23 protein-coding genes and 1 pseudogene are annotated in these 25,265 nt (G+C 45.5%); 5 read left to right on the top strand and 19 right to left on the bottom strand.

Going from position 1 to position 25,265, the window contains the following annotated elements; genetic code table 11:
* Positions 1-102: 102 nt before the first annotated feature.
* Positions 103-2,883: a sigma-54-dependent transcriptional regulator gene (locus QMK20_RS07875; RefSeq protein ID WP_283655282.1), complete on the bottom strand. Its 2,781-nt coding sequence runs from the start codon at positions 2,881-2,883 to the stop codon at positions 103-105.
* Between the two features lie 49 nt (positions 2,884-2,932).
* Positions 2,933-3,754, bottom strand: a complete 822-nt coding sequence (locus tag QMK20_RS07870; RefSeq protein ID WP_283655281.1) for a Cof-type HAD-IIB family hydrolase — start codon at positions 3,752-3,754, stop codon at positions 2,933-2,935.
* 277 nt (positions 3,755-4,031) lie between these two features.
* On the opposite strand from QMK20_RS07870, the gene rpoN reads away from it, so the two are divergent.
* Complete coding sequence (gene rpoN / locus QMK20_RS07865) at positions 4,032-5,414, top strand: RNA polymerase factor sigma-54 (RefSeq protein WP_283655280.1); 1,383 nt, start codon at positions 4,032-4,034, stop codon at positions 5,412-5,414.
* A gap of 555 nt (positions 5,415-5,969) precedes the next feature.
* Here the strand turns inward: rpoN and QMK20_RS07860 are convergent.
* The 8 genes from QMK20_RS07860 to QMK20_RS07835 form a co-directional block, all read right to left on the bottom strand.
* Positions 5,970-6,938 (bottom strand): LacI family DNA-binding transcriptional regulator, encoded by a 969-nt coding sequence (locus QMK20_RS07860; RefSeq protein ID WP_283655279.1) that lies wholly within the window; start codon positions 6,936-6,938, stop codon positions 5,970-5,972.
* An 882-nt stretch (positions 6,939-7,820) separates the two neighbouring features.
* Positions 7,821-8,471: an FMN-dependent NADH-azoreductase gene (locus QMK20_RS07855; protein WP_349361958.1), complete on the bottom strand. Its 651-nt coding sequence runs from the start codon at positions 8,469-8,471 to the stop codon at positions 7,821-7,823.
* A gap of 560 nt (positions 8,472-9,031) precedes the next feature.
* Positions 9,032-9,463 carry an RrF2 family transcriptional regulator gene (locus QMK20_RS07850; RefSeq protein ID WP_044647973.1) on the bottom strand — a complete coding sequence of 144 codons (432 nt, stop codon included), beginning with the start codon at positions 9,461-9,463 and terminating at the stop codon, positions 9,032-9,034.
* Positions 9,464-9,631: 168 nt separating this feature from the next.
* Positions 9,632-10,048, bottom strand: a complete 417-nt coding sequence (locus QMK20_RS27600) for an integrase core domain-containing protein (RefSeq protein ID WP_404580134.1) — start codon at positions 10,046-10,048, stop codon at positions 9,632-9,634.
* Between the two features lie 122 nt (positions 10,049-10,170).
* Complete coding sequence (locus tag QMK20_RS27595) at positions 10,171-10,671, bottom strand: IS3 family transposase (RefSeq protein ID WP_404520720.1); 501 nt, start codon at positions 10,669-10,671, stop codon at positions 10,171-10,173.
* 131 nt (positions 10,672-10,802) lie between these two features.
* The gene (locus QMK20_RS27590) at positions 10,803-10,925 is read right to left on the bottom strand and encodes a hypothetical protein (protein WP_404520721.1); all 123 of its coding nucleotides are present in this window, start codon (positions 10,923-10,925) and stop codon (positions 10,803-10,805) included.
* Positions 10,926-11,200: 275 nt separating this feature from the next.
* Complete coding sequence (gene csaA, locus QMK20_RS07840; RefSeq protein ID WP_283655277.1) at positions 11,201-11,533, bottom strand: chaperone CsaA; 333 nt, start codon at positions 11,531-11,533, stop codon at positions 11,201-11,203.
* Between the two features lie 57 nt (positions 11,534-11,590).
* Complete coding sequence (locus tag QMK20_RS07835) at positions 11,591-12,484, bottom strand: DMT family transporter (protein ID WP_283655276.1); 894 nt, start codon at positions 12,482-12,484, stop codon at positions 11,591-11,593.
* A gap of 158 nt (positions 12,485-12,642) precedes the next feature.
* Here QMK20_RS07835 and QMK20_RS27585 point away from each other — a divergent pair.
* The 3 genes and pseudogenes from QMK20_RS27585 to QMK20_RS07825 form a co-directional block, all read left to right on the top strand.
* Positions 12,643-12,814 (top strand): annotated as a pseudogene (locus QMK20_RS27585) (AraC family transcriptional regulator); the annotation flags it as partial.
* A gap of 494 nt (positions 12,815-13,308) precedes the next feature.
* A complete protein-coding gene (locus QMK20_RS07830) occupies positions 13,309-14,034 on the top strand; it encodes an AzlC family ABC transporter permease (RefSeq protein WP_283655275.1) in 726 nt (241 codons plus the stop codon).
* Positions 14,031-14,360, top strand: coding sequence for an AzlD domain-containing protein (locus QMK20_RS07825; protein WP_044647499.1), 330 nt, complete (start codon positions 14,031-14,033; stop codon positions 14,358-14,360). Before QMK20_RS07830 ends, QMK20_RS07825 begins: the two co-directional genes overlap by 4 nt.
* Before the next feature lie 74 nt (positions 14,361-14,434).
* Here QMK20_RS07825 and QMK20_RS07820 read toward each other — a convergent pair whose 3' ends face one another.
* Together QMK20_RS07820 and yhbH are read right to left on the bottom strand one after the other, a co-directional pair.
* On the bottom strand, positions 14,435-15,880 hold the full coding sequence (locus QMK20_RS07820; RefSeq protein ID WP_283655274.1) for a SpoVR family protein: 1,446 nt from the start codon (positions 15,878-15,880) through the stop codon (positions 14,435-14,437).
* Positions 15,877-17,043, bottom strand: a complete 1,167-nt coding sequence (gene yhbH, locus QMK20_RS07815) for a sporulation protein YhbH (protein ID WP_044647500.1) — start codon at positions 17,041-17,043, stop codon at positions 15,877-15,879. The genes QMK20_RS07820 and yhbH overlap by 4 nt, the downstream gene beginning before the upstream one ends.
* Positions 17,044-17,267: 224 nt before the next feature.
* Here yhbH and QMK20_RS07810 point away from each other — a divergent pair, with 224 nt between their 5' ends.
* Positions 17,268-18,284 (top strand): aromatic ring-hydroxylating oxygenase subunit alpha, encoded by a 1,017-nt coding sequence (locus tag QMK20_RS07810; RefSeq protein ID WP_283655273.1) that lies wholly within the window; start codon positions 17,268-17,270, stop codon positions 18,282-18,284.
* A gap of 34 nt (positions 18,285-18,318) precedes the next feature.
* Here QMK20_RS07810 and QMK20_RS07805 read toward each other — a convergent pair whose 3' ends face one another.
* From QMK20_RS07805 to QMK20_RS07775, 7 genes are all read right to left on the bottom strand, one after another.
* On the bottom strand, positions 18,319-19,005 hold the full coding sequence (locus tag QMK20_RS07805) for a response regulator transcription factor (RefSeq protein WP_283655272.1): 687 nt from the start codon (positions 19,003-19,005) through the stop codon (positions 18,319-18,321).
* A 38-nt stretch (positions 19,006-19,043) separates the two neighbouring features.
* A complete protein-coding gene (locus tag QMK20_RS07800; RefSeq protein WP_283655271.1) occupies positions 19,044-20,579 on the bottom strand; it encodes a PucR family transcriptional regulator in 1,536 nt (511 codons plus the stop codon).
* Between the two features lie 202 nt (positions 20,580-20,781).
* On the bottom strand, positions 20,782-21,441 hold the full coding sequence (locus QMK20_RS07795) for an aspartate/glutamate racemase family protein (protein WP_283655270.1): 660 nt from the start codon (positions 21,439-21,441) through the stop codon (positions 20,782-20,784).
* Between the two features lie 46 nt (positions 21,442-21,487).
* The gene (locus QMK20_RS07790) at positions 21,488-22,438 is read right to left on the bottom strand and encodes an aminopeptidase (protein WP_283655269.1); all 951 of its coding nucleotides are present in this window, start codon (positions 22,436-22,438) and stop codon (positions 21,488-21,490) included.
* A gap of 34 nt (positions 22,439-22,472) precedes the next feature.
* Entirely contained in the window at positions 22,473-23,144 is a 672-nt protein-coding gene (locus QMK20_RS07785; protein ID WP_283655268.1) for an AroM family protein, read from the bottom strand.
* An 81-nt stretch (positions 23,145-23,225) separates the two neighbouring features.
* Entirely contained in the window at positions 23,226-24,173 is a 948-nt protein-coding gene (locus tag QMK20_RS07780; protein ID WP_283655267.1) for a DUF1177 domain-containing protein, read from the bottom strand.
* Positions 24,174-24,197: 24 nt separating this feature from the next.
* Positions 24,198-25,265 (bottom strand): S-methyl thiohydantoin desulfurase family protein, encoded by a 1,068-nt coding sequence (locus QMK20_RS07775; RefSeq protein ID WP_283655266.1) that lies wholly within the window; start codon positions 25,263-25,265, stop codon positions 24,198-24,200.

Below are 25,265 nucleotides of genomic sequence, written 5' to 3'. Positions count from 1 at the left end.
ACCCCCGTTGCGTCGGAGGTCTTTTCCAGTCTGAACAGATCATTATTTATCAATCCTCGCTGCTTTCATACACATATGAAAGCGTTTTATACTCTTTGGTCATTACTGTGGAATAAAGTTATATACTTCGCTCAACATATCGCAAATATAATATTTTTCGTCATCAGAAAGTATAAGATTCATACCAGAAACAAATATGCTGCATGAACGGTTTACCACCTCGAATATGCGCTGGTCGAGCTGTTTCACTTCCCCCTGATAAACAAGTCCATCGCGAATAACCATGCGTTCCAGCGCATAAGCTGTGTGAGTAGAAATTTGGACTTTTGTTGCATAATCAAATTTGACTTCCAATCCAAGTTCCAGCTCTTGCACAAATCTCATCACCATTCCCAGAATTTTGTGGGGATTCAAATAAGTCATAAATTCTTTCAGACTTTCCTCGCATAACTCCCTGACGACTACGCTTTGATCCACAGCAGGGATCTGTTTGTTATTCAGCAGTAGCTCTCTCAATGTCTGCTCACCGCTTGCTTCAATCAGCTTTTCCAAGGGAATAAACGGGATTTCCGGCTCGCTTGGCCGTTTTACTCCAATCACGGCAAGAATTGTTCGCTTAGACCGCATATCCTGGACCACTTTATCCAACTCCCTTACGTTTGCCGGGACAACCAGTATTTCCTCATCCGTCAAATCGCAGACAATTTTCTCCACAAACTCTTTCAATTTGACTGCTGCACCTTTGCCAGAGGAGCAAACCGTCACAATTGCCTTATGAACTACTTTCACTGCGGCGCTGCTATTGTTATATCCCCTGAAATCCTTTAGCGATTGGTATATCTCCTCTATCCCCATGTCAAAAACGCTGGCCTTTCGGACAGCCTCAAGCGTGAGCGGAGTTGAAACCATATCAATGGTCTTTACATTGATTCCAACACGTTCCATAATAGTTTCTTCAAAATTGAGCAAAGAGCCCATATCAACCAGCAGCAACACGCCTCTACCACGGTCAATACTCTTTACTTTATCGATAATAAGCTCCAAAATTTCCCTAGGACTGACATCGAGGGGCATATCAACAGCGCAAAGATTAGAACTGCCCAGCAAGCTGTCTACGACGCCGACGATGCTGCTCGCTGTACTGGTGCCGTGTGCCGCCACAATAATTCCCACACTACCCTGTCGTTCCTCCTCAACAGATTTCAGAAGAATCGCCATATAAGTTATTTCGGCCTCCGGTACATGTACACCGAACTTAGACTCGATCAAACTTTTGATAGTCTGGGCCAGTCTGTACTCTTCATCATGGTCATTCATCGGTTCATAGATTCGTGCATCACCGTATTTTTTCTCTCTGGTGCGCTTGAAAAAGGCGCTTAAATGAAGACTGAAAGCATACACGAATCTCTCGCTGTAAATTCGGTTTAGTTCTTTTTTGGCCATATCCTTAATCTGCTCGGAGAATTCAAGGATGTCTTTGTCCACAATTTTCAGAATTCGTTCCCTGCTCCCCTTGGTGTTATAAAAACGGTTATAAAAGCTTTTAATATGGATATTGACATCCGTAGCAATAAATCTGTGGATGTAGACGTCGTCGAGCCCTTCTTCCTTCAGCATGCCAATCTTGTCTTCAATTAGTTTGTAAAGGTTAAACGGCAGCTCGGAAACAACCTCTTCATCCAAAGCTTTTCTTCCTTCTGGAGTAATGTATAGGCACGAGGAAATACATCCCATTTCCTTCATCTTATATTGCGTTTTATCAATATTAAACAAACCATCTCGGATATTTCCCGGCAGGTTTTTAAAATCAAGTCCTATTTCTTCTTTGTTTTCATGTATGCTGTTTAAAAACCCTTTAGCGCATACCAGCTGGATGTTCGACTTTAACTGGCCGATATTGCCGTAAGTGACGCTGCCGATCAGTGCTCTTACTACCTCTGGTTCAATCCTAATCGGCTTGTTTACCCTATTGGCCTCGTTAGCAAACAAATGCTTCAAAATCAGCATTTGCTCCTCAATAGCACGTTCCTGAAGGGAAGGGATATTGATCGTGATGGGTATGCGCCTAATGAAGGTTTTCAGCATGGATGATCCGGGATCCTCCGTCGTAGCTCCAATCAATAACACACTCGCGTCTCTTTTTCGATCCGTTTCGCCCAATTTGTTATAGGTGTGAGTATCCATGAAATAGAAAATCATTTCCTGGCCTTCCGGGGGTAAACGGTGAATCTCATCCAAAAACAGGATGCCTCCGTCAGCTTTCTCCACCAGCCCTGCTTTTTCATGATCAGCGCCTGTAAACGCCCCTTTAACGTGACCAAAGATGTGGGAAAGTAGCAAGTGGGGGTTATTGAAATAATCAGCGCAGTTAAAAACGATAAATGGCGCATGCTCTGAAAACCGCTTCATATACTTGCCATAATGGTACATCAACCTGGCAAACATAGTTTTTCCAACACCAGTCTGCCCGACTATCAGTGTATGCAGACCTCTAGGAGGATACAGAATCGCTGCCTTCCCCTGCTCAACCTGGTTACGCATGCTGCCCCTGAAACCGATCAAGGCATGGAACGGATCGACCTGTTCGTCAGGCAGCAGTACCTCTTTGATACTTTTGACCTCAATTTGTTTCTCTTTCAGCCGAACCCGAAAGGTGTCCTCGATAATCTGCTTGTGCAGAAACCTGACCGGTCTTCCTTTGATTTTAAGGATTAGATCGTCACGCAGCAGATTATTCAACTCTTTGCTCACATTGTTTCTCAGCATCTTTTGATCATCAGCAATTTCCGCAACCGTAATCCCTTTCCCCCCAAGTAAAGCCTCTTTGGAAATTTTCTTGGTGCTTTCGGCAATATACTCTAAAATCTTATCTATTCGTTTCATCTGTATTCCTCCAGCCAGAATCAGTCATTGGAAATTGATTTCAACCTGCTTATTTAGGGAACAGAATATTGTTTTTCAGCGCATAAGCTACTCCATCCTCGTCATTCGAAAGAGTAACGGTGTTGGCAGCAGCTTTGACCTCAAGGGGAGCATTTTCCATGGCAATGCCAAGTCCCGCAAAGGCCAGCATGTCCATATCATTGTAGTTGTCACCAATAGCCAGACAATCGCTTTGTTTCAGTTGGTACTCTTTTAGCAGAATTTGAATGGCTGCGGTTTTGGAAGCCTTTTTTGACATGATTTCCAGATACGTAGGCTTGGATAAGTAGAGATTTACTTCTTCGCCGTATACGGGTCGCAATACTTGAAGGACGCGGCTGATCTCTTCGGGATCACCCATGCACAAAATTTTACTGGTTCCATCAGTCTCTTCCCTCCAACCATTGGTAAGTTTAGAAAAACTATAAATGCGAGGCTCGATATTGGTGATGTCACGTTCTTGAAGCGCCCATGCATCCAATTGCTCAATATACCACTCATCATCCTTATACAGGCTTACATGAAGATCATATGCAGCCAGGCTGTCAAGCAAACACTGTGTCATTTTCGTATCTATATAACGGGTGTTCAGCTTGTTCCCGTGCCTATCTATAACAAGTGCCCCACTGTAGCATATGAGAGGCTCAGAAATACCAAGATGCTTCTGCAATGGAATAATTCCTTTTGGCATTCGCGCAGAGACAAGAACCACTGGAATCTGCTTATCATTTATAACCTGGAGAATGGTTTCTTTGGTTGCTTCCGTGATTTGATGCGCCGAGTTAAGCAGCGTCCCGTCAATGTCAATGCAGACAATTTTATAAGTTTCCATAAATGATTCCTCCAACCCCAGTGTAATTTTGTTATTCAATGAATGAGTATACAAGAAAGATAGTGTATATAACCAAAAATGCAACACACATAATAACTGTTACTCATTACTACAAGCTTTGACCTTGTGTATGAATCGTTTCTTATCAGAGAAAATTACTCGGTAACGTTAACATCTAGGCAGGAGAATTGCATAGGCTTAGAGAAGTAGATCTTTCATAAATGACAGACTGTGAAGTTGTACCAGAAATGTACGGGAAAGGAGTTTGAATAAGTCAATGATACGATATGGATTACAACAGGAACAAGGATTCAAGCTGGTTATGACGCCCGAATTGCGACAAGCAATCACGATCTTGCAATATTCTTCGGCTGATTTAATATCCTATCTGCATGAACAGGCGAACGATAATCCAGTCATTGATTTGCCGGAGTTTAATATGTCCATAGGCAGTATCAAAGAAGAAGCAGAGCGGTTTTCACAGAAAGATCGAGGTGAGCTGCTTGAACATTATCGTGGCGGAGAAAAATATCCATCGGTCCAGCGTGCAAACCCCGTTACTTTTCTGGATTTTGTTGCCAATCCAAATGATACCCTGTTTGAACATCTGAACAGGCAGCTTGGACTGGTAAGTGGGCTTACAAATTCACAGCGTATGGTGGCATGGTACCTCATTGGCAATTTGAACGATATGGGATATTTAGAACTTGATGTTCCAACAGTCGCATCACTATTGGACGTTCCCTTAGCCGAAATTGAGGATATGCTCTTAGTGATACAGAGTTTTGATCCACCGGGGATCGCCTCTTACAGCTTGGAAGAGTGTCTTCTTCTCCAGCTCCAGCTTGCTGGCATGGATGATGAATGCATAGTCAGAATGGTGAGCAACCATCTGGCCGATCTGGCGAACAATCGGATACAAAAAATTGCGGATGCTCTTGAAATCGGTAGGCGAGAGGTTATACAGATGGCCGATCGAATTCGCAAGCTAAATCCATGCCCGGGCGCAGCATTTGCTCATAAAGAGCAGCAATACATCATAGCAGATATAACGGTCGAAAAAGCCAACGGTGAATATCTTGTCCTGATTAATGACATTAGTGCGTCGCGGGTTGAGATCAACCCTTTTTACCGACAAATGATGCAGGATCTACCGAATAGTGAAACCAAACGTTTTATCCATGAGAAGATGAATACGGCAAAATGGCTGATCAATAGCCTGAAGCAACGTCGGCTGACCCTTCTACGGGTTGCCAAGGCCATTGTGGAAAAGCAGCAGGATTTTTTTGAGCATGGCGTGTATTTCCTCAAACCAATCACCCAAAAGGAGATTGCCGAAAAGACGGGCTTACACGAATCCACGGTCAGCAGGGCGGTCAGTAATAAATTTATACAGACGCCTCGCGGATTGTTCGAACTCAAATTCTTCTTCACTTCCTCCTTGACGTCAGCGGACGGAGAAGCTGCTTCATCGGAGAGTGCAAAAAAGCGAGTTAAAAAGTTGATAGATGATGAGGACAAGCGAAAACCGTTATCGGATCAGGCTATTACCACCCTGCTGGGAAAGGAAGGTCTGCATCTATCACGCAGAACCGTGGCGAAATATCGGGAAGAACTGAGATATCTTTCTTCTGCCAAAAGAAAAAAGTTTGAAGTTTAAATGTCTAAGGGCAGCGCTCACATATCGAAAAAAATTATAGGCAGCCAATCTTTTGGTGCTCATTTCGGCCGCCTTCCTCTTTTAATCAGTTTAAACGTACGTTAAAAAGCCGGGCGCTCTCTTTCACAGATAGTGGTAGGTGCAGCAAGACAGGCAACGTCTCAGGAAAGCTTTTATGCAACTCCCGCTGATACCAGTAAGCGACCGACAAATAGTGGTTCGATTGGGAGTTCCCATAACCATGTTCTTGGCAGCGGTCTGTTCCGCTCCGCTGTTCACTCCTTTGAAATCAGGCTGGAATGTTGGTGTTCATTTCATCCAGCGATAGCAAAAACAGATACAGTTAATAGTCGCGTTTGATCCGGTTCCATATTTTTCGATTTGGCTTGATCCAGAATGATCCGACTCGCTAGTTCTTGAATTCACCATTACACCCCCTTTCTTGAACTAGGATGTTTTCACTTTTGAAACGTTTCCAATTTGCTGTAAGAAAAACGTCATTCATTAGATCCATACTATGAATCGACCGAATGAGCTGATATTTTTACAATAAAATCATGTAGTTTCGCCTTGCTTGAAGACAACGGGGAGACGATACACTTGCTGATCTAAAGTTTCACCTTCGATTTTCTTATAAAGCAGTCTGATTGTCATACGTGCCATCTCCTCCACTGGCTGCCTGATTGTAGACAATATCGGATGAAAATAAGGATGATCCTGAATGCCGTCGTAGCCGATAACCTTTACATCTTTTGGAACACGAATACCCTGCCTACCTGCTCTTTCTATATATTTGGCGGCAAACATATCGGTAATAGCGAAAATGCCGTCCACATCCTGACGCTTAGATAGAAATTCGCCAAAATAGGCTTCGTCGTCCACAATAGGATCTGGTTTCTCGTATACAACATAGTCTACACCTAATTTTTTCGCCTCATCAATGAAACCTTTTCTTCGATTCATGGTTTCACTAAAAACGGAAGTTACACTTCCCATAAAAGCCGGTTTCTGGGCCCCTGCTTTAACAAGTTCCCTCAAAGCTAGACGGCCTCCCTCATAATTATCTGAGGTCACACAGGTAATTTTTTTGTTGAAGTGCCTATCAATACTTAGAATCGGAATGTCATTGCTTACGCTATTCTCTATATCATTGTAAGTAATACCGACAATACCAGCCACTTTGTTTTGCCGTAGCATATCCAGATAATACAGTTCCTTTTCGGGCTTGCCGCCGCTATTACATAACATGAGCTTAAAGCCTTCCCGATCCAACTCATCCTCAATGTAATAAGCCAGTTCAGAAAAAAAAGGATGCCAGATACTTGGAAGCAGCAAGGCTACCATCTTGGATTTCCTCATCTTGAAATTTCGAGCGACTTCATTAGGAAAATAATTCAGTTCTTGTATAGCTTCCTCCACTTTTCTGCGTGTATCTGGTTTTACAGAGCCCGAGTTGTTAATAACTCGGGATACAGTTCCTACAGCTACGCCAGCTAAGTTAGCTACATCTTTAATACTTGGCATCTCACTCCCCCTATCTCTCTTTATGAAAATTATAATAACACTGAGATGGAAACGTTTCAATTTTTTTGATGCTCTTTTTTCGCTGACCGTTTTCATGCTTCCTAAAGAATGTCGTCGCTTTAATGAAGCTCTATTGTCAGTTGTATGCGGATCTTGAAAAAACAAGGCTTGTGATGAAAATTATCATTAGAGAGAACGGTTATAATCTGTATCAATTTTTGTTCCGGAAATATCCCTACGCTTGCTCAAGCGTTCTCTCCAGTACATCCGTCAGAAAAATGATTTGCTCCTCGATCTTGCCCTTTTCATGCCAACCCTGCATATGAATTTTGTGCCTCCAGCTTCAATAATACTTATTCATATTTTCAGATTATTCATCAATGGAAAGTGTTTTTGTTGTTACTTTATTTTTTCGACAAACGTTTTACTAATTGGTTGAGGGGTCTTGGTATGTGGCGTTCTTTTCGTGTTCTATCGTTCCGTAAGTAAGCGTGCAGCCTTATAAACGTTCATGACCACAAATGCCCACGGCCTTTATAAAAGCTTTTTATCTTCCCTGTCAGGCTGAAGCGCCAGCGCGGATTCCATTAGATATACGTCCTTGTCCTCTACATCTGTTCATATTCATCTCTATCTTTCTTGTTTTAGTGGTTAATCCCAAATTTCCTCAGAGATCACGTTAAATTTGTAAAGGCAGCCGATAATCAGCTGCCTTTACGTTTAAATAGTGTTTGCAAAATTATAATTCTTATTTTCTAGAATAGGCTTGCAGATTTGCGTACATAGGCCTTACAAGAGCACATTTCTCAAGTGCTTGCCGTATCAACATCTGCCCAATAGAGCCGCTGGCGCCAAACAGGTGAAGCCCTCCTGGAAAGTGTCTTAGAACGTTGATGCTACTTTGGCCACTTCTTGAAGTCCTTCTTTTACAATCACCTCTGCACGATCCTTGTACTGATTATGTCCTTCAATAATAACATCGATAGTTTGAATTCCGAAAAGGCCAAGATTCATCTTCACTGGTTTAACCGCTGATTCGAAGGACGCCATCGGCTCTATGGAGTACATTCCTCCACGTGCGCTTAGCAATGCGACTTTTTTATCACCGGCAAGACCAACAGGACCTTCAGCAGTAAATTTAAATGTTTTGCCAACCTGGGAGATATGAGCGATGTAGTTGACCAACGGTGCAGGTGCCATGGTGTTCCAGAGTGGAAAGGCAATGATTACTTTATCTGCGGCAAGGAATTGATCCAGATAACGATTGGACGTTGTTGTGGCTTCCAACTCTTCTGCCGTAATTTCATAACCTTGACTTAATTTATAGATGCCTGTGATCACAGTATTCCCATAAGTAGGAAGGTTCTCTACGAACAAATCAAGTTCAGTAATTACATCAGAAGAATGGGTATCTTTATAAGTCTTGAGAAAAGTCTCATACATCTGAACACTTACTGCTTGATCTGCTGGACGATCATTCGCTTTAATAAAAAGTACATTGGACATAGTAATTTCTCCCTTATAGTAAGATATTTATCTCAGTCCATTTCATATTGCGCCTTTTTAAAGCACACTTAAAACTCTTAAATGCAACTGTTATAAGCACATTATAATTCGTTTATTCCTTAATCTCAAGTTTTATTTCTGTACGAATGTTAGGTTACAAAATATGCTTTCTTCTGAATACAACAATAGACGACTAACTATGATCGATGAAGAGGTATACTTTTAATCACTTTTCTTACAACTAGGGTTTTAAAAAGCTTACTTTCGTCTATTGATTGAACTTACCATCAAAATTTATATGATTATCTAAAAGATATTTGGAACGGGTCTATTCTGGTAGTATCCTTTAATACTTTAACCGGTATTACCATACCAGTGCTGTTCTCTATATACATTAGTTACAAGTATGCGCAATTGGGGGGATGAGCGATCAGTGTACTGTTATAACAAAATTCAGCAAGAAAATAAAAAGTCGCCAATATGGCGACATCTTATAACTTTTAACCACTAAGGCAGCATCATTGGTTAAAGCTTTTGAGATGCATCTTTGAATCAGCACATTATAATTTTTTTTAATTTTTTACCAATTAAAAGAAATCTATACGATTAGCGACATCATCGATTGTAAACTGACTCAAATATTTTATAGTGTGCTGTTCAGTTTCATACAGAATTTTTTCCAATTCAAGATCAAGCTGTTTAGCGGCATCTCCACAATCAATATCAAAATCAGATTCTGATATATCCGTATTTACTGCATAATAAATATCACCTAAAGTAATTAGACCGGGAGCTTTTCGTAAAATGTAGCCCCCCTCACGTCCACCTTTTGACTCCACGATACCTGCAATGGTTAAAGACTGCATGACTCTTCTCATGAATGTAGCATGCGATTTAACTTGACTCGCAATCATTGCACTAGATAAAACGCTGTTACTTTTTGCTAGCCATACGACAGAATGAACGGCTATTTTAAAACGGGGAGGACCAATGTGGATTCCACGATTTGCTGTACTCATATGAACACACCTTTTCTCTGTTTAGTTATTATTGGTTATTTAAACTGAATTGGAACTGATAATAAGCTTTAAATATTCTCAATTCGTTCTGCTAAAGAATATATTCCTTCATTAACGCACCAGTCGAGTATAACACCTCTAATCTATATTAGCAGGTACGAGACGTGCTCACACTAAAATCAATGAAAATTCCTGATCTCTCCTACTGGTCCGGCGGGATGGAGAAAACCACATAAGCACGCAAGCCCTCAATGTTACAAACCATCCAGCGAACGATATAAACAGACGTAGTTCTCGGATTAACCCCCTAAGTTTGGACACTAACTCTCTCTTGCTCATCGAGATTTCGTTTTTGAAATTATACACGAACTTCTCGGATCGGAATCGGTTTTGTCTGGTTTTTCTCATAAAACTGAGACGGCGACAAATCGCGAATGCTGGAATGAATTCAGTGACGGCTTCATAAGCTTCGCTGTACGTTTCAAAGTCGTAGCGAACTAAGCATTCATCCTGCAATAACCTATGAAAAGATTCAATATGTGCGTTCATATTCGGTGTTCGTGGAGGAATGCGTTCATGCTCCACTCCAAAGCTTTCACAGGCAGTTACAAACCCATGAGAAATAAACTGAGGGCCATTGTCTGAACGAATCACAGGTTGGTTTGCACCTTAAATAATTGTCTCTTAAGCAAGGCCGTTTGTAGCGTTCAGATCACATCTTTGGCCTCGCACCGCAATCCTATGTGGTAAGCGACCACAGAACGGTCGTAAACATCGAGGCAGGACTGAATGAAGAAGAATCGGTCTTCTCCTGCAATATAACCGTACTTAATGTCCGTCTCAAACAGTTGGTTCGAATTCGTAATGATCCGATTTCGTGCCAGTTTCCGTGGGTAAGACGAGTTCACTTTTCGCTGTGGTCGCAGGATGTTCAGTTCTCTGAACAATCGGTAAACCTTCTTTTTGTTAATGATTAGGCCATAATCTCGGCGTAAAACGACGGTTAATTTTCGGTATCCATACGCATTGCCGTCTGCAGAAACCAGCTCCATAATCCGTTCCATAATCTGAGCATCCGGTACTTTTACGCCGTCCGAACGCAGCGAATATCCTGGCTTTTGTCGTCCCTCACTTGCTGTTTTCTCGATCACTTTTCCATTTTTATGGTAGTAGTAGCTAGATCTCGGGATGTTGGCCAATCGTAGCACAAGCGTGACGGCATATCCTTCATGGATGGTTTCTTCAATTGATCATTTTCTTGGGAAAGCACTTTGGAATCCAGTCCATGTATGGTTTCCAGTGAAGTTTCACCATATTTACCTTCTTCAAATTCCTTTACCTAACGTTGAAGCATATTGACGGCAATTTCATATCTCCGGGCTACAGCCGCCTTATTCCCGGTTTCGATGGCTTCCTTGACGATTTGGCGTTTAAATTCTCTAGAATGTTTATTTCGTGTCATTTCCTCAGCCACTTATCACTAGTAGTGTAATCCATATACACTCTTAGTGTCCAAGTTCACTAGGGGGCTAAAGAGTTTTGCTATCTACACAAACTTATTATCTTATCCAATATAAAAAAGTGTCAAATTGAAAAATCAATTTGACACTTTTTCTACACGTCGTGAATTACCAGAGTAATCCCTGTGGTTAATTAAACTACATTTATCATTTGAAGGTTCGTGCCTTGCCTTTTGTAAAGTTGTATTTTTTACACTGATTAAACAAGAACGATGTATCACCCAATAGGTGTTCCATCAGGTAGTTTAATATCTGGTTTCAACAGAACCACATCCCCTTTTTCGGGTATTCCTCCAAGGACTAATACCTCTGAATTAAAGCCTGCTATCCGTCGAGGAGGAAAGTTGACTATACCTATTATTTGTTCTCCTATAATATCTTCAGCCACATATCTTTTTGTAATTTGTGCACTTGATGTTTTTATTCCAATATCTTGTCCAAAATCAATCTCAAGTTTAATAGCAGGTATTTTTGCTTCTGCAAAAAACTCAGCTTTAATTATTGTTCCAACTCGAATATCCAGTTCCAAAAAATCATCAATCGTTGCCATTTAAACATTCTCCTCATCTATTATTTTCTCAAATTTCGCGATATACAGTTACAAATTTTAATATTTTGCAACTGTATACTTTAAAGATTTTGCCCAAAAATACATCCCCATACCGAATAAAGTTATCATTCCACCTATGAATTGAAATACAGAGATTATTTCTCCCAAGAATAAGTAAGCGAGAATTATGGCGAGAACAGGTTCTCCAATAATGCCCACTGAAACAGTAGTTGCACCCATTGATTTCAACAACAGATTAAAAATATATTGTCCAAAAATAGTTGGGATTACTGCAAGTAAAAAGAAATACATCCAATCCGACGAGTCATATTCGATCAAGGAATAATTATTCAACAAATTGTAGATTAACATGACGCTGCCACCCAGAAAAAAAACAATAACACTATATAAATTTGCATCTATTTTGTGACTTACTTTCTGTCCTGCCAACATATATGCTGAAACCAAGATTGTTCCTAACAAAGATAACCCATCTCCGATTAATGCCTCTTTGGAAACCCCAATGTCTCCCCAAGCTATAATGATTGAACCGAAAAGAGCAGCGATCAAACAAAGAATGGTTAATATGTTTGCTCGTTCTCTGAACATAAAGTATGAACCCATCATTACAAATAAAGGCTGTAATGATAAGATGACCATGGAGCTCGCAACTGAGGTATATACTAAAGATTCCATCCAAAATAAGAAATATAATCCGAGAAAAAGACCAGCTAAGAAAACGGTACTCCAATCTTTTTTGTTCATCTCTAAGGATCGAAGCATTTTCCAGGGTACAAAAGGAAGCATTATTATTACTGATATATACAGTCTGTACATTCCAGCCACAGAGGTTGGCGTATCTGAGGATTTTATCATGATGGAAGAGATAGAAACAGATAATATGGCAATGAATAGCAAAATATACGGATGAAACGGTTTATTTATTTTCATACTGACCCCTCTAAGATGTTTTTGCCAATTGTCTGTGCACAGAATAATTGAATGATAAACCAAACTGAATATAATAATATCACCACTTCTGTTTATTTTGTGTAATTATATCTTTTATTTATATAGAAATATCGTCAGAAGAAAGGACCTTCTCTTAAATGGAAAAACAGTTGCACGAAACCATTTTATATCCCGATGTTTCATTCCCATACATCATGTACAGGCTGCTGCTCAAGAAATTATCCCTTACTCCTTACACATAACGGTCAATATGTCAGTTTTAATTTCCCAGAGAAGCTGCGGGCCTTTTATGTAGATAGTGCGATGGAAAACAAGGATATGAAAACACCCGATACGGTTGTGAACCGATCGGGTGTTACGTGTCAAGGCAGAAAAATGTTACTTTAATTAGTTTTGGGGACCAAGTTCAGATATTGATGCACGCAGCCGGGTAGTTTCTTTGACACATTACCGTTAGATGAATACTCGACTTATCAAAAATATCTAAACAATGATTATATTAAAAATAACAACTTAGTGGGTATTTAAGCCATTGTTGCCGAAAAAAGTTAGCGTTAATCAAGAAAATAAATAACCGAAAGTAAAAAATGCCTGAACCATCAAGGTCGCAGGCACTGACATCTAATTCAAGTTTAATGACAAAACATATTCTATATAATGACAAAACTAATTACAGCGGACACAAAAGTAGGCTCGTTAGCTATAGAGATTGTTCATCATAACATACAATTGTATAATATATTGATCATTTTCGAGGTTCCGTTATATACTATAATGAAATTTAGAATGGAGGGAAGGTTGAAATGTCTATAGCTTCGGGGTTGAGCGAAACGGAGCGCGATCCACTCCACTTTTTACAAGGAGTCAAGGATTGTATCCCTACGTTGCTCGGTTATGTGTGTATTGGCTTCGCGGCAGGCATTGTGGGGGCCTCGTCAGGTGTGAGCACGATGGAAATTGCCCTGATGTCGGCGCTTGTGTACGCAGGAGCTTCCCAATTTATTATGTGTTCGATGCTGGCTGCGTCCAGTCCCCCCTCTGTCATTATTTTAACGACATTCATTGTGAATGCCCGCCACCTGTTGTTAAGCGCATCGTTGGCTCCTTATTTCTCAAAATATTCATTGTGGAAAAACATAGGCATCGGCGTACTGTTGACAGACGAATCCTTTGGGGTAGCGTCGGATAAATTGGCTAAAGGCGGGCAGGTAAGCGATCGCTGGATGAACGGGCTTAATATCACCGCTTACCTCGTCTGGATTGCCTCCTGTGTGGCAGGAGGGATTCTCGGGAACTGGATTTCCCGGCCAGAGGCATTTGGTCTGGATTTTGCCTTGCCAGCAATGTTTCTGGCTCTGCTTATTTCCCAGTTGCAAAGCGTCCAGATCTCCAAGCTCAAGCACCGTCTGCTGCTCGTGCTGTGTATGGCTGTTCTGATGTACCTTTTGTCCTGGTGGGTGCCGTCGCATATCGCCGTCATTGTAGCTACTGTGATGACCGCAACGATTGGAGTGTTAACCGACAAATGAACATTGATCCCAACGTCATGTACATCATTATCGGCGGCATGGTCGTCACAGCCATCCCGAGAATCATTCCCTTCGTCGTACTGCAAAAGCTGGCTCTGCCCAAACCAGTGCTCCAATGGCTGTCCTACATCCCTATTTGCATTTTTACGGCGCTCGTCATGGAACATCTGCTCGTCCGAACGGAAGGCTCCGTCACTTTTAATTGGCAAGTGCTTATTGCGATCCTTCCTACACTAGTGACTGCCTTATGGAGCAAAAACCTGCTGGCTACCGTTATTGTCGGTATTGTGAGTATGGCTGTAGTTCGGCTGCTATGGCTGGGATAGAGAAAAAAAGGTGCAGTCCCTTTTTACGGCTGCACCTTTTTAGATATTCATTCTTCGTTCGTTACCCTGCTCCCTTATACAAACTTGCGATGGTGCTTCTTGCCATCGTATGAGAATAAGGCCAGCTTGCCTTCAATCATCGTTTCCAAATGAACGGTCCGCCCCCACAGCTGATACACATACGGAAGCGTACGCTCCATATATTTTAAATCCAGCTCAATCCCTTCAAACTGGTGCTTGAGCTTCAATTCGCCAGTGTGCAGATAATCTCCATCCTCAACGACGATATAAGGAGAGCCACCATTCACACGCGAGAATACGAGCTGGTCCCGTATGTTTTCCCACGATTTATCTGTGATTTTCCAATCCGGTCCCCGTTTCTCGAATACGTACAGATCCAAATCCTCCGTCAGTTGCTTGGTCATGTAATTGCGTATAAAAGAGGTGTCTGAGTCAAACTCCCGTACCTCGAACATTTTAGCGCGTCCTTCGCCCGGTTTTCGTCCTTGTCGCTCCTGCTCTTCACGGGTTGGGTTATCCCATCGCTTTTCAATATCCTCAAATATTTTAAGCCCCAAATAATACGGATTCAGGCTTTGCTTGGAAGGCTGTACGACAGAAGCATTCAGCAGTGCAAATTCAACAGTTTCATCCCCGGTCAAATCCAATTCCCTGACAATCCGCTGATGCCAATAGGAGGCCCAGCCTTCATTCATAATTTTAGTCTCCATTTGGGGCCAGAAATACAGCATTTCGTCCCGCAGCATCGTCATAATATCCCGCTGCCAGTCCTCCAGCACTTCCGAAAATTCCTGAATAAACCATACGACATCCTTCTCCGGTTCAGGCGGGAACTGTCGTATCTGGATGCCTTCGCTTTCCGTCGAATCCGGCTGTAGCTTCACCATGTCCAGTGACCACAGATCATCGTAAGGACCGTCTGGGCGCTGCCGTTTTCCCGGTTCCTTTTGCTCACGGATTTTAAGCTCCATATATCGCTGTTTATCCAGATGCTGCGGTTTGATCAACTGCGGATCAATATGCTCCTGTATAGCCAGTACTGAATCAATGAAGGATTCGACGACCTTCGAACCGTATTCCATTTCATAACCGTTAATTCGGTCTGCCGTAGCGGACATACTCTCCACCATATTGCGGTTGGAAGCTGAGAAGCGGGCGTTGTGCTTGAAAAAATCACAGTGCGCCAGCACATGGGCGACAATCAGTTTATTTTGAACCAAAGAATTTCCCTCCAGCAGGAAGGCGTAGCAGGGATTGGAGTTGATGACCAGCTCATAGATTTTGCTCAGGCCAAAATCGTACTGCATCTTCATCTTGTGAAACGTTTTTCCAAAACTCCAGTGGCTGAAGCGCGTGGGCATCCCATAGGCCCCGAACGTGTATACAATATCCGCCGGACAAATCTCATACCGCATCGGATAGTAATCGAGCCCGAATCCATTTGCAATCTCCATAATTTCTGTTATCGCGTATTCCAGCTCTTTCTGGTCGGTGCTCATCCCACCGTTCCCCCTTCCCGTTTGCGAAAAAAGGTGCGTAAGGCTTGGTATACCTCGCCCTTTTCCTTGATAACGTAATACATAAACTGATCCATTTTAATGTTCTTATAGGCCGACATCAGTGTGCTGCTGCGGTTATATTGATTCACTTCTCCATAGCCGAACATGTTGCTGCGCTTCATAAGCTCCTCGATTAGCTTCACGCACCGCTCGTTGTCCGAGGTCAGATTGTCGCCGTCCGAGAAATGGAAGGGATAAATATTGTAGTTGGAAGGAGGATAGCGCTTGTCGATAATCTCCAGTGCCTTGAGGTAGGCCGAAGAGCAGATGGTGCCGCCACTTTCTCCACGGGTGAAAAATTCTTCCTCCGTAACCTCTTTGGCTTCGGTATGATGCGCCAGAAAGACAATCTCCACCTTTTCATATTGACGGCGCAAAAAGCGGGTCATCCAGAAAAAGAAGCTGCGGGCGCAATATTTTTCAAAAGATCCCATTGAGCCTGAAGTATCCATCATCGCAATGATCACCGCGTTGGATTGGGGGATGGTTTTTTCCTCCCATGTTTTATAACGGAGATCGTCCGGACTGATATGATGAATGCCCGGATTGCCCTCGCGGGCGTTGCGACGCAGATTTTCGAGAATCGTTCGCTTCTTGTCAATGTTGGCCTGCATGCCTTTTTTGCGTATATCATTGAATACGATGGACTCAACCTCAATCTGTTCCTTGTCTTTCTGCTGCAAATGCGGTAATTCCATGTCCTCGAACAGCATATCTTCCAGTTCTTCCATGCTGACTTCCGTCTCCATGATATCGTGTCCGGGCTGGTCCCCGGCTTTCTCGCCTTTACCGGGCTTCTGGGAAGCAGGATCACGTCCGATGACATCCCCCACCTGACTATCTCCGTCCCCTTGGCCTACATGCTTTTGCTTCTGATAATTATAAATGAAGCGATATTCGTCCAGACTGCGAATCGGCACTTTAATAATCTGCTTACCGTCTGACATGATAATATTTTCTTCCGTAATCAGATCAGGCAGATTTTGCTTAATCACATCTTTGACCTTCTGCTGATGACGCTGCTGGTCTTGGTACCCTTTGCGATGCAGCGACCAATCTTCACGGGATACGACGAATGAATATGGCTGACGTGGTTCCGGCATTGTTAGGCACCCCCCAAGTGGATACACGGCACAGTTTGGCCTTGTTGGTTATTAAGTATATTCACGGGGATGTACGATATGTGATGGAAGCCAAAAAACCTTTCCAATTTCAGGGCGGCTGTTTCAGTTCGGATGAGGGGGGTGTATTATAATAATAGAAAAAATGACCCGTGGGTCATTTGTGTAAGTCATATATGCAAATGAGAACAGGAGTGTGGATATAGATGAACAGCCATCCTGGCTTTCGTGAAGTACGAGAAAGTGACCAGCAGGTATTCCCCGTCGGCTGGTCCAAGGAACTGCGGGATAAGCCGCTTAAAAAGCGGCTGCTCGGCAAGGATATCGTATTGTACCGTGACAACCATCGGCAGGTACGTGCCATACATGCGTATTGTCCGCATCGGGGAGCCGATTTGTCGCTGGGCTTTTGTCAAAACGGGCAAATCACATGTCCTTATCATGCATGGTCCTTCGATGAGAATGGGCAGTGCGTGGATATCCCGGCTCATCCGGGGCGTGCCATTCCCGATTTTGCTCATACCTACGCCTATCCTGCGATTGAAAAAGTCGGGCTGTTGTGGGTCTATCCTCAGGCTGTTGGCCCAGTATCCGGGCCGGGTACAGAGAGTTGGGCATCCACTTTGACACCTCCCCCGCTGGAGCTTTTTCCCGAGCTGGAGGACCCGAATCTTATGATGTCACCCTACGATTCTGTATGGAAGGCGCATCTGACAAGAGTTGTGGAAAGCGTGCTGGATGTCGCCCACCTGCCGATTGTACACAACAAAACCATTGGTAAAAAATCGTCTACCGACATCCATATCCAGTTCGAAGCAGATCACGATCATATTCGGGTGAAAAACGGAAGCGGGCTACTGCAATACACCTTTCCGCAGCAATGGATTCTGACTCCGGCTGAGGAGGGACGCAGCAAGTTTATTAATTTCGTCACCTTCACCCCAATTGAGCAGGAAGTGACCGCCATCTACGGGCTGGCTGGGCGTAATTTTGCCAAATTTGTACCGGGTATGAGCCGGATTTTTTCCAGATATAGCAACAGAGTGCTGGAAGAGGATCGAACCGTGGTGGAAAGCCAGCATCCGCGTCCTATCCCTGAGGCGCTGCGCATGGAGGCGCACGTACCCGCAGACGGGCCTCAGGTTCGTTTTCGCAACCGCTGGTACGACTTTCTCGTTAACGATGAACCTCGTGTCCGCCTGGACCAAGAATCAACGTGGTGAATGGATGGGCAAGCGCCAAGCAACTGGCGTTCGTTCACAGTATCTTTTCTGCCTTATAGCCTATTCCATACACCGTCTGCAATAGCGACTGATGCGGCTCAAGCTTCTTGCGCAAGCGCTGGATGTGAATATCCACCGTCCGTGTTCCACCTGCATAATCGAAGCCCCATATCTGCTCCAGCAGCTCGTCCCGCGTGTATACCCGCCCAGCGTGTGACACCAGAAGCGCCAGCACATCAAACTCCTTGGGTGTCAGCTCCAGCACTGTTTCCTCCAGTTCAGCCGTCCTGCTGGACGGACGCACTCGTAACGGGCCAAGTATCGTTTCTGATCCTTCCGGCGCGGGCGCTCCTTCCCGCTCCAGCCTCCGTACCAGCGCCTTGATGCGGGCGAGCAGCTCTCGCAGATCAAAGGGCTTGCTCATAAAATCGTCCGCGCCCAGCTCCAGCCCGAGCACCTTATCCACGATATCGTTTTTGGCAGTCAGCAGCAGAATACCGATGCCCTTCCGACTTTCCAAACGGCGGCACACCTCATATCCGCCCAGTTTGGGCATCATCACATCGAGCACCAGCACATCGGGGTGAAACAAACGGACTTTTTCCAATGCGTCCTCCCCGTCAACAGCGGTTTCTACCAAAAAACCTTCTCTTTTCAACGCATAGGCTAGCGCATTGCGAATGCTGGGTTCATCGTCCGCTACTAATATTTTTTTATCCATGTCTTTTCCTCCCTGCCCTATAAACCAACCGGTTCTGCCTACTTATGTTCCCGCAAATAATAATGGATCAGACAGGTATGGCATATGAACTGCTCGCGTGGATCGTTGAGATCAAAATCCGCAATGTCACGAATCCGTTCCAGTCTGTATTTGACCGAATTACGATGTATAAAAAGATAATTCGCTGTATCCATCAGACTGCCCCGATTTTCCAAATAATAAAATAACGTTTTAAGCAAATCGCTGCCATGAGACCGATCATACTGCTGGAGTTTGCCCAGCTTACGTTCAAACAAATCGCCAAATTCCTCTTTGTTCATTGCTTCCCCAAGCATATAGTGCATTTCGATATCTCTGAATTTACATACACGTCTATCGGGGTACAGCCGCTGGGAGACAGTGATGGCACGTCGTGCCTCATTATAGCTTTGCATCAGCTCCCACAGCTTTTTGGTACTTCCAATGCCTATATAATAATCGCCCGTTCCCAATGCTTTTTCACTGTTCCAGCTCTTTAGCGTTTCAGCCCAGGTTAGTCCCTGATCAGCGCCAGCCCCGTCATGGTGGTCATTCGGATGAAGAGTAGGTAAAAATAGTATCGCCCGATTGGAACGGAACTCAATATGGGATACCACACGCCGCCGGATGGATTCCTGACTCAGCAATCCGGACAGAATCTCTTCTGGCGGAGCGGTAGCACTTTCCAGTACAGCAACCTCCCAATCATATGCCGGGTTAAATCCCAGTTGACGCCCTCTCCGCTCAACCTCATGTCGCAAAGGTACCGGAGGGGTCATCAACTCGTCGATAAAGTTACCCCGTAGTCGGCTTTCTGTATCTTCTACTGCCTTTTCACGCATTAATTCCAGTGCCATGACCAGACGTGCCTGCTCAATGCCCACCTGCTCCATATCATCCAGCTCATTGCGGGCAATGACCAGCTTGGCAACCGTGCGTTTATCGACATTAATTGGAAAATGACGGGAATCCTGCGCCTCCATCCAATTCCATTCCTGTGGTGAAGTGACGATGGCTCGGCCTCCATTATCAATCAAAGCAACCGGGGCTTTAAGCAGCTCTGCTATATTATCGCTTACAGCCTGTATACCGCTGTTCTCCAGCACCATCGTTGTTAAGGTCCGATATATTTCTTCCGAGCGTCGCAGCAGCTCTGCCTGCCGATTCAACACCATATCCATGACTCGCTGTGTAATATCCGTATATGGAATATCGGCCGGAATCTCAATCACGGGCAGGCCGCACGCATTGCTTTCCTCCAGCGCACTGCGGGGAATTTCCTTGAGAAAGCGGGTCGGCTTGATCGCAAGTGCTGCGGCCCCGCCCTGGTGCAATAATTGAATAATTTGACACAATACCTCAGGCTCATGACGGATGGAATAAGCGGTTGTCATCAATAGTACGCCTTCCCTGATCCAGCCCTTCAAGTCAGGGACCTCCATAATATCAATAAAACGGACAAACCGATTTAATCCCTGCTCTCCGCTTAGTACCTTCGCCTCCTTCAATACGGGCATTGTCATAAGCTCCTGAACGGTTACACCCGGTATTTTCATATGGACAGACCACCTTGCTATTTATTTTGCGGTAACGGCACATATATTGAGGATTTTGCAAAGTTCTCGCCTAACTTAATTTTCAGGATAGTGTACCAAAAAAGTATACAAAACAAAACCTTTTACCGGATGGAACGCAAATAAACCGCCCTTTCAGGAAAAGGCGGTTTAATTCAATACCCTATTATTTTATAAGTCAGGATTATCCTGCCTGGACTTCATCATTCTCCCGCTGCCAGTGCACCGATGCGGCTGCGCCGAGCGCCACAATCGGATCAATGGCACGGATGCCCAGCCTGCGCTCCAGCTCCGGTGCGAAGTTCATCGTCACAAAACCCGTACAGGCCAGCACGATAGCCTCTGCTCCCTTCTCCTGAAGCCGCAGCGCCGCTGCCATGGCCGCTTCCTTGCCTTGCTGAGTGTTCAGGTCCAGCGTCGTACGTACACCCTCAGGGCGCTCTGTGCCGATGTAAGACTCACCCAGGATACGGCGGATCAGCGGGGGTGCCTCCTCCAAAATGGTCAACACACCGACACGACTGGCCGCTGTCAATGCCAGATGCGCCGCACAGGAGCCTGCGCCGTATACAGGTACATTCACCGCATGGCGGGTTTCCTCCAACGCCGGATCAGCCGCGCAGCTAATGCCAATAGACGTGCAGCCCTGCTCGACGAGCTGTTGTGCTGCGACCACAATTTTAGGCACTGATTCCCGATCCGTTGCATCGTCGTAGATTCCCTGCGGCTGGTCAGGGATACACACACTGGTGACAGGCAGTCCGTAGCGCTGCTCGATAACTCGGCCGTGAAGGCCAATAGCGACTTCGTCTTGCATGGTAAGCACTCTGATAATTCCGAGCATGATGAATTCCTCCCTGTTTTTACAGCTCCTGCTGTTTCTCACCCACCTAGCGCTCCAGCAGTTGCCCAGCTTTCATAATCAGGCGGTCATCCAGATACACATCCGGTCGCTGAACGACACCGTCAATATGTACACCCGCAGCGATGGTCCCACCAAAAGTATTATTGCTGCCAAAAGCCACATGAATCGTGCCGTACACCTTCTCATCTTCCAGTACGACACCTGTAATACGTGCTTTATCATTCGTACCGATACCGAACTCTGCCAGCATTCTGCCGTCACCTTCACCCAGCATTTCCAGCAGGGACTGCCCTGCTTCCCCTTCTGCGGCTGTCAACCTGCCGTTTTCGACCGTCAGCAACAGCGGCTCCTTCAAGGCACCGATTCCTGCAACAGAACCGTCCACCACAATCTGGCCTTGCGCCGTCCCCTCCAGCGGAGCAATATACGCTTCACCGGAAGGAAGGTTGCCGGATTCGCCAGGGTTCAGATACATGCCCGTGCTGGGCACGCCGTTGCGACCCTCAATGGTAAAGCACAGGCTGTACCCATCCTTCTCGATCCGCACCTGCTTGGCAGCTGTCAATAATGCGGTCACCTCTTCGGTCAGCGCCTTGACCTTCGGATAATCAGCAGCAATCGCCCCGTTCATGAACATGTCGTCCGTCATACCAGGCATCGTCGCTAGACGCGCTCCAGCGGCTGCTGCTTGCTTGCGGGCATGGGTATGGGTCAGCGAATACCGGGTGACACATACGACAACATTGGAGCGAAGCATGGCTTCGGCCACAGGTGCCGGAGGCTCTTCCCCTGATTTGGAGCGTACCTTCATCGTCAAAATAGCAGCTTCTGCGCCCAGCGCCTTGCCAGCTTCATAAATGGACTCGCCCAATTCCTTTTTATCATCGTCCGTTACCACTAGAAGCGTCTCTCCAGCGGTAAGTCCCAAACATTTTTGCAATACATTTTTACTAATTTCAACACGTTGTTGGCTCATTTTTTTACCTCCTATTTTCAGTTAGCTTATACGCTTACACCATTTCCGATACCAGCTTGCCGATCAGGGCATTGGACAATACGACGGGAACCCCCGCGTAACGCGCCGCCAGTTCTCTGTGAACATCCGTATACCCCATACAATCCAGCACGATAAGATCAGCCTGATCCTTGAACTGCCCGGCAGCCTGGCGAAATTCCTCTTCACTGCTGCTGTAAGGCGAGGCCGCTGCAAACCCGGGATTCATTCCGTGAGGACTGAATTTGAGCTTGAGATTGTCCTTCTGCTCTTCCAGCGGACCAATCAGACCGACCCGCCGTCCGCCGGACATCGCCTTAATCACAGGAGGAAGCACATGGTCCGGCTCAATCAAAAAGGCGGTTCGGGTATGCAATCCCGGAAATACGCCGGTACATAGCAATAAAATCGTACGGATGCCTTGTTCTTCCATGCGCGTGATTTTCTCCTGAAGCAGCGGCTGGATTTTTTCGCGTGATATAACCACCGACTCGCCAGTCGTCAGGCGGGAGGTCAATACATACTCTCCCGGCGACGGAGACAAATGCTCTTGTATATAAGCAAAAGAAAGACCGTCCAGCGCACCTGCCTGTACCAGTTCTGCACGTCCTTCCAAAGCCCGTTCCACGATAGGAGCCACATCTGTCCGGGGCGCTTGCCCAATCGTAATCATCCCAAGCTTATCCATCTTCAATCCCCTGCTTTCGCATCCATTTTATTTTACGCTCCTGACGGCAAAGGGCAAGCCTGTGGCCTGCCCTGTTTAGCATCAGCCGTGGTTTTGCGCACTGCCTGCTGTCTGAAATATCTTCATGGAGCCGTACAATTCGGTAATTTTGACAAATTCCTGCGGGTTATAAAATGCACAAGTGCCATTCGTAAATTCCTTGGCCGTTTCAATGGAAAAACGTACGGCTGCCGCGATATCAATCTCATGACTGGCCCCGGTCCCACATCCTGGTACGGCAGCCTGCGCTGTAATAGCAACACCAACCACAGGCGCATCCGTCGCTACAGCAGGCTGTAAAATGGAATTAATATGGTATAAGTCATTACCGTACGGCGTGATATCCTGCGTGGTTACCGGAAAAGTAACGGGCAATTGTCCCGTAGTCTGCTCCATCAGGCGCAGCAGATCCTCACTGACTCGCAAAATATAGCCTTCCTTCACCGTGGGTGAAATGGCGATCCCCTTATGATTAATAACACGATTGCCCTTGGTGGTATCAATGGACAGAATAGCTTCCATCTCGGGAACAATCTCATGACGATTCATTTCCAAAATATCCACAGGGGAGTCCATAAAATCAACCGGCTCGTGCGGACGGGTAGGTGCATCCGGGCAAATATGCGTAGTTACGATCACATCACCCTTCAGCTTGTCACCTTTAATTTGCATATCCGCCAGCTTCAGCCCAGCGGCAACCGCTGCAATAGCTCCATCCGCATCAGATACAAGACCAATTCGGGAAGGACGTGCGCCGATCCCGCCTAGACGTCCTACAATGCCAAATGTCGGTGCCGTACCTCCAGAGCTTTTGCCTTCCGTACCCGGAATAAGCACTTGTATAAAATCCGTGCTGCCCTTGGCTCCTTTTACCTGTTTTACCGTTACCACAATGTCCTCGTATCCGGCGAAAAGCTGCTTAACCCGCTCTCCGTTCACATAGGCGCTGTCCAGCGCTTCGAATACGGTTAATGTCTGTTGAAGTGCCATCGTTGCATTCCTCCCGAAATCATTTTATAGATAGGACAGTATAGGCTTATGGATAATTTGCTCAATCGGTTGCAGCAGCTTGGTGTTAAACATGGTCGTACTCAGCAGCAGCTTTTCCTTCGGTACCACGATGACAGCCAGACGCTGTCCTTGGGCTACGGCGGCTGTGATTACAGGTCTGCCTGTATCCATATCCAGTGTCATGATCAGATCTGGAAATGTCGCCAGCCGCTCCCCATCAAGCTCCAGGGACATGTACTCATTCCAGAAGGTCATTTCGTAGGCCCGACCACTATCGGTAATGCGAACCAACCCGGCATCAAAGCCCCCCGATGTTTCAAGTCGGCATTCTGTTACTTCTCCTGCGGCGATAACCTTACCGCCCAGCTCAGCTGCCACGGCTGCAATCGCAGCTTCGCCTTGATGGGCCAGCATCGCTTCTCCAACAGCAATTGCCCGGGAAATGGCTCCCGGTGCACCGTTGGCTCTCGCATAAGCGGCCGTCACCGGATTCCGTGCAACCGCTACAAGTCCTCCAGCCTCTACCGAGGCTTTACGAACCAGCGATGCAGCATGGTCCAGGGAGCCTGAAATACCCACTTCCATATAATGCTCTCCACGTCCGCCCACCGCAGCCTGATGGCTTACGTAATCTGGAAGCTCGGTCAGGTTCATGGAGCCCATTGTGCCTGTCGGATGTGCCCGGCCATTACATGCAAAATCCACAACCGGAATACCACTCAAAGCCGACTGAAACCAGCCGTTAATCGTTGTCTCGCCGCCATTTTCATTCGTATGCAAAGCCCGGACACCCTTTCCTGTCATGGAGGACACCATTTCCAGCGCCTTCACATAATGAACAGGCTTCACATATTTATTCGGAGCAGCCGGGGCACCAACGACAGCCACGGTGACGAAGAGATCGTCATCTGCGAAGCTTTCGACGGATACCAGCTTCGGCTGTCCCACTTCAAGAGCCAGCTTTCCGATCCGCAGACCTTCTTCAATCCAGCCTCCGCCTCCTCCGCCCAGAACAGCACCGCCATAAACGGCATATTCAACAATTCTCTCATCCAGCTTCAAAGCGTCCAT

Origin of the sequence: Paenibacillus sp. RC334 (assembly GCF_030034735.1) — a bacterium.
Taxonomy (GTDB): Bacteria; Bacillota; Bacilli; order Paenibacillales; family Paenibacillaceae; genus Paenibacillus; species Paenibacillus terrae_A.
This window is presented reverse-complemented; position numbering and strand designations above follow the sequence as displayed.

What these genes read in the sequence shown, in the direction of transcription:
- QMK20_RS07800 (WP_283655271.1), bottom strand. Translation starts at nt 20,579, where the DNA reads ATGAAAATACCGGGTGTAACCGTTCAGGAGCTTATGACAATGCCCGTA.
- QMK20_RS07825 (WP_044647499.1), top strand. Translation starts at nt 14,031, where the DNA reads ATGAACATTGATCCCAACGTCATGTACATCATTATCGGCGGCATGGTC.
- QMK20_RS07805 (WP_283655272.1), bottom strand. Translation starts at nt 19,005, where the DNA reads ATGGATAAAAAAATATTAGTAGCGGACGATGAACCCAGCATTCGCAAT.
- QMK20_RS07780 (WP_283655267.1), bottom strand. Translation starts at nt 24,173, where the DNA reads ATGGCACTTCAACAGACATTAACCGTATTCGAAGCGCTGGACAGCGCC.
- yhbH (WP_044647500.1), bottom strand. Translation starts at nt 17,043, where the DNA reads ATGCCGGAACCACGTCAGCCATATTCATTCGTCGTATCCCGTGAAGAT.
- QMK20_RS07810 (WP_283655273.1), top strand. Translation starts at nt 17,268, where the DNA reads ATGAACAGCCATCCTGGCTTTCGTGAAGTACGAGAAAGTGACCAGCAG.
- csaA (WP_283655277.1), bottom strand. Translation starts at nt 11,533, where the DNA reads ATGGCAACGATTGATGATTTTTTGGAACTGGATATTCGAGTTGGAACA.
- QMK20_RS07830 (WP_283655275.1), top strand. Translation starts at nt 13,309, where the DNA reads ATGTCTATAGCTTCGGGGTTGAGCGAAACGGAGCGCGATCCACTCCAC.
- rpoN (WP_283655280.1), top strand. Translation starts at nt 4,032, where the DNA reads ATGATACGATATGGATTACAACAGGAACAAGGATTCAAGCTGGTTATG.
- QMK20_RS07850 (WP_044647973.1), bottom strand. Translation starts at nt 9,463, where the DNA reads ATGAGTACAGCAAATCGTGGAATCCACATTGGTCCTCCCCGTTTTAAA.
- QMK20_RS07820 (WP_283655274.1), bottom strand. Translation starts at nt 15,880, where the DNA reads ATGAGCACCGACCAGAAAGAGCTGGAATACGCGATAACAGAAATTATG.
- QMK20_RS07785 (WP_283655268.1), bottom strand. Translation starts at nt 23,144, where the DNA reads ATGGATAAGCTTGGGATGATTACGATTGGGCAAGCGCCCCGGACAGAT.
- QMK20_RS07835 (WP_283655276.1), bottom strand. Translation starts at nt 12,484, where the DNA reads ATGAAAATAAATAAACCGTTTCATCCGTATATTTTGCTATTCATTGCC.
- QMK20_RS07870 (WP_283655281.1), bottom strand. Translation starts at nt 3,754, where the DNA reads ATGGAAACTTATAAAATTGTCTGCATTGACATTGACGGGACGCTGCTT.
- QMK20_RS27590 (WP_404520721.1), bottom strand. Translation starts at nt 10,925, where the DNA reads ATGACACGAAATAAACATTCTAGAGAATTTAAACGCCAAATCGTCAAG.
- QMK20_RS07775 (WP_283655266.1), bottom strand. Translation starts at nt 25,265, where the DNA reads ATGGACGCTTTGAAGCTGGATGAGAGAATTGTTGAATATGCCGTTTAT.
- QMK20_RS07860 (WP_283655279.1), bottom strand. Translation starts at nt 6,938, where the DNA reads ATGCCAAGTATTAAAGATGTAGCTAACTTAGCTGGCGTAGCTGTAGGA.
- QMK20_RS07795 (WP_283655270.1), bottom strand. Translation starts at nt 21,441, where the DNA reads ATGCTCGGAATTATCAGAGTGCTTACCATGCAAGACGAAGTCGCTATT.
- QMK20_RS07875 (WP_283655282.1), bottom strand. Translation starts at nt 2,883, where the DNA reads ATGAAACGAATAGATAAGATTTTAGAGTATATTGCCGAAAGCACCAAG.
- QMK20_RS07790 (WP_283655269.1), bottom strand. Translation starts at nt 22,438, where the DNA reads ATGAGCCAACAACGTGTTGAAATTAGTAAAAATGTATTGCAAAAATGT.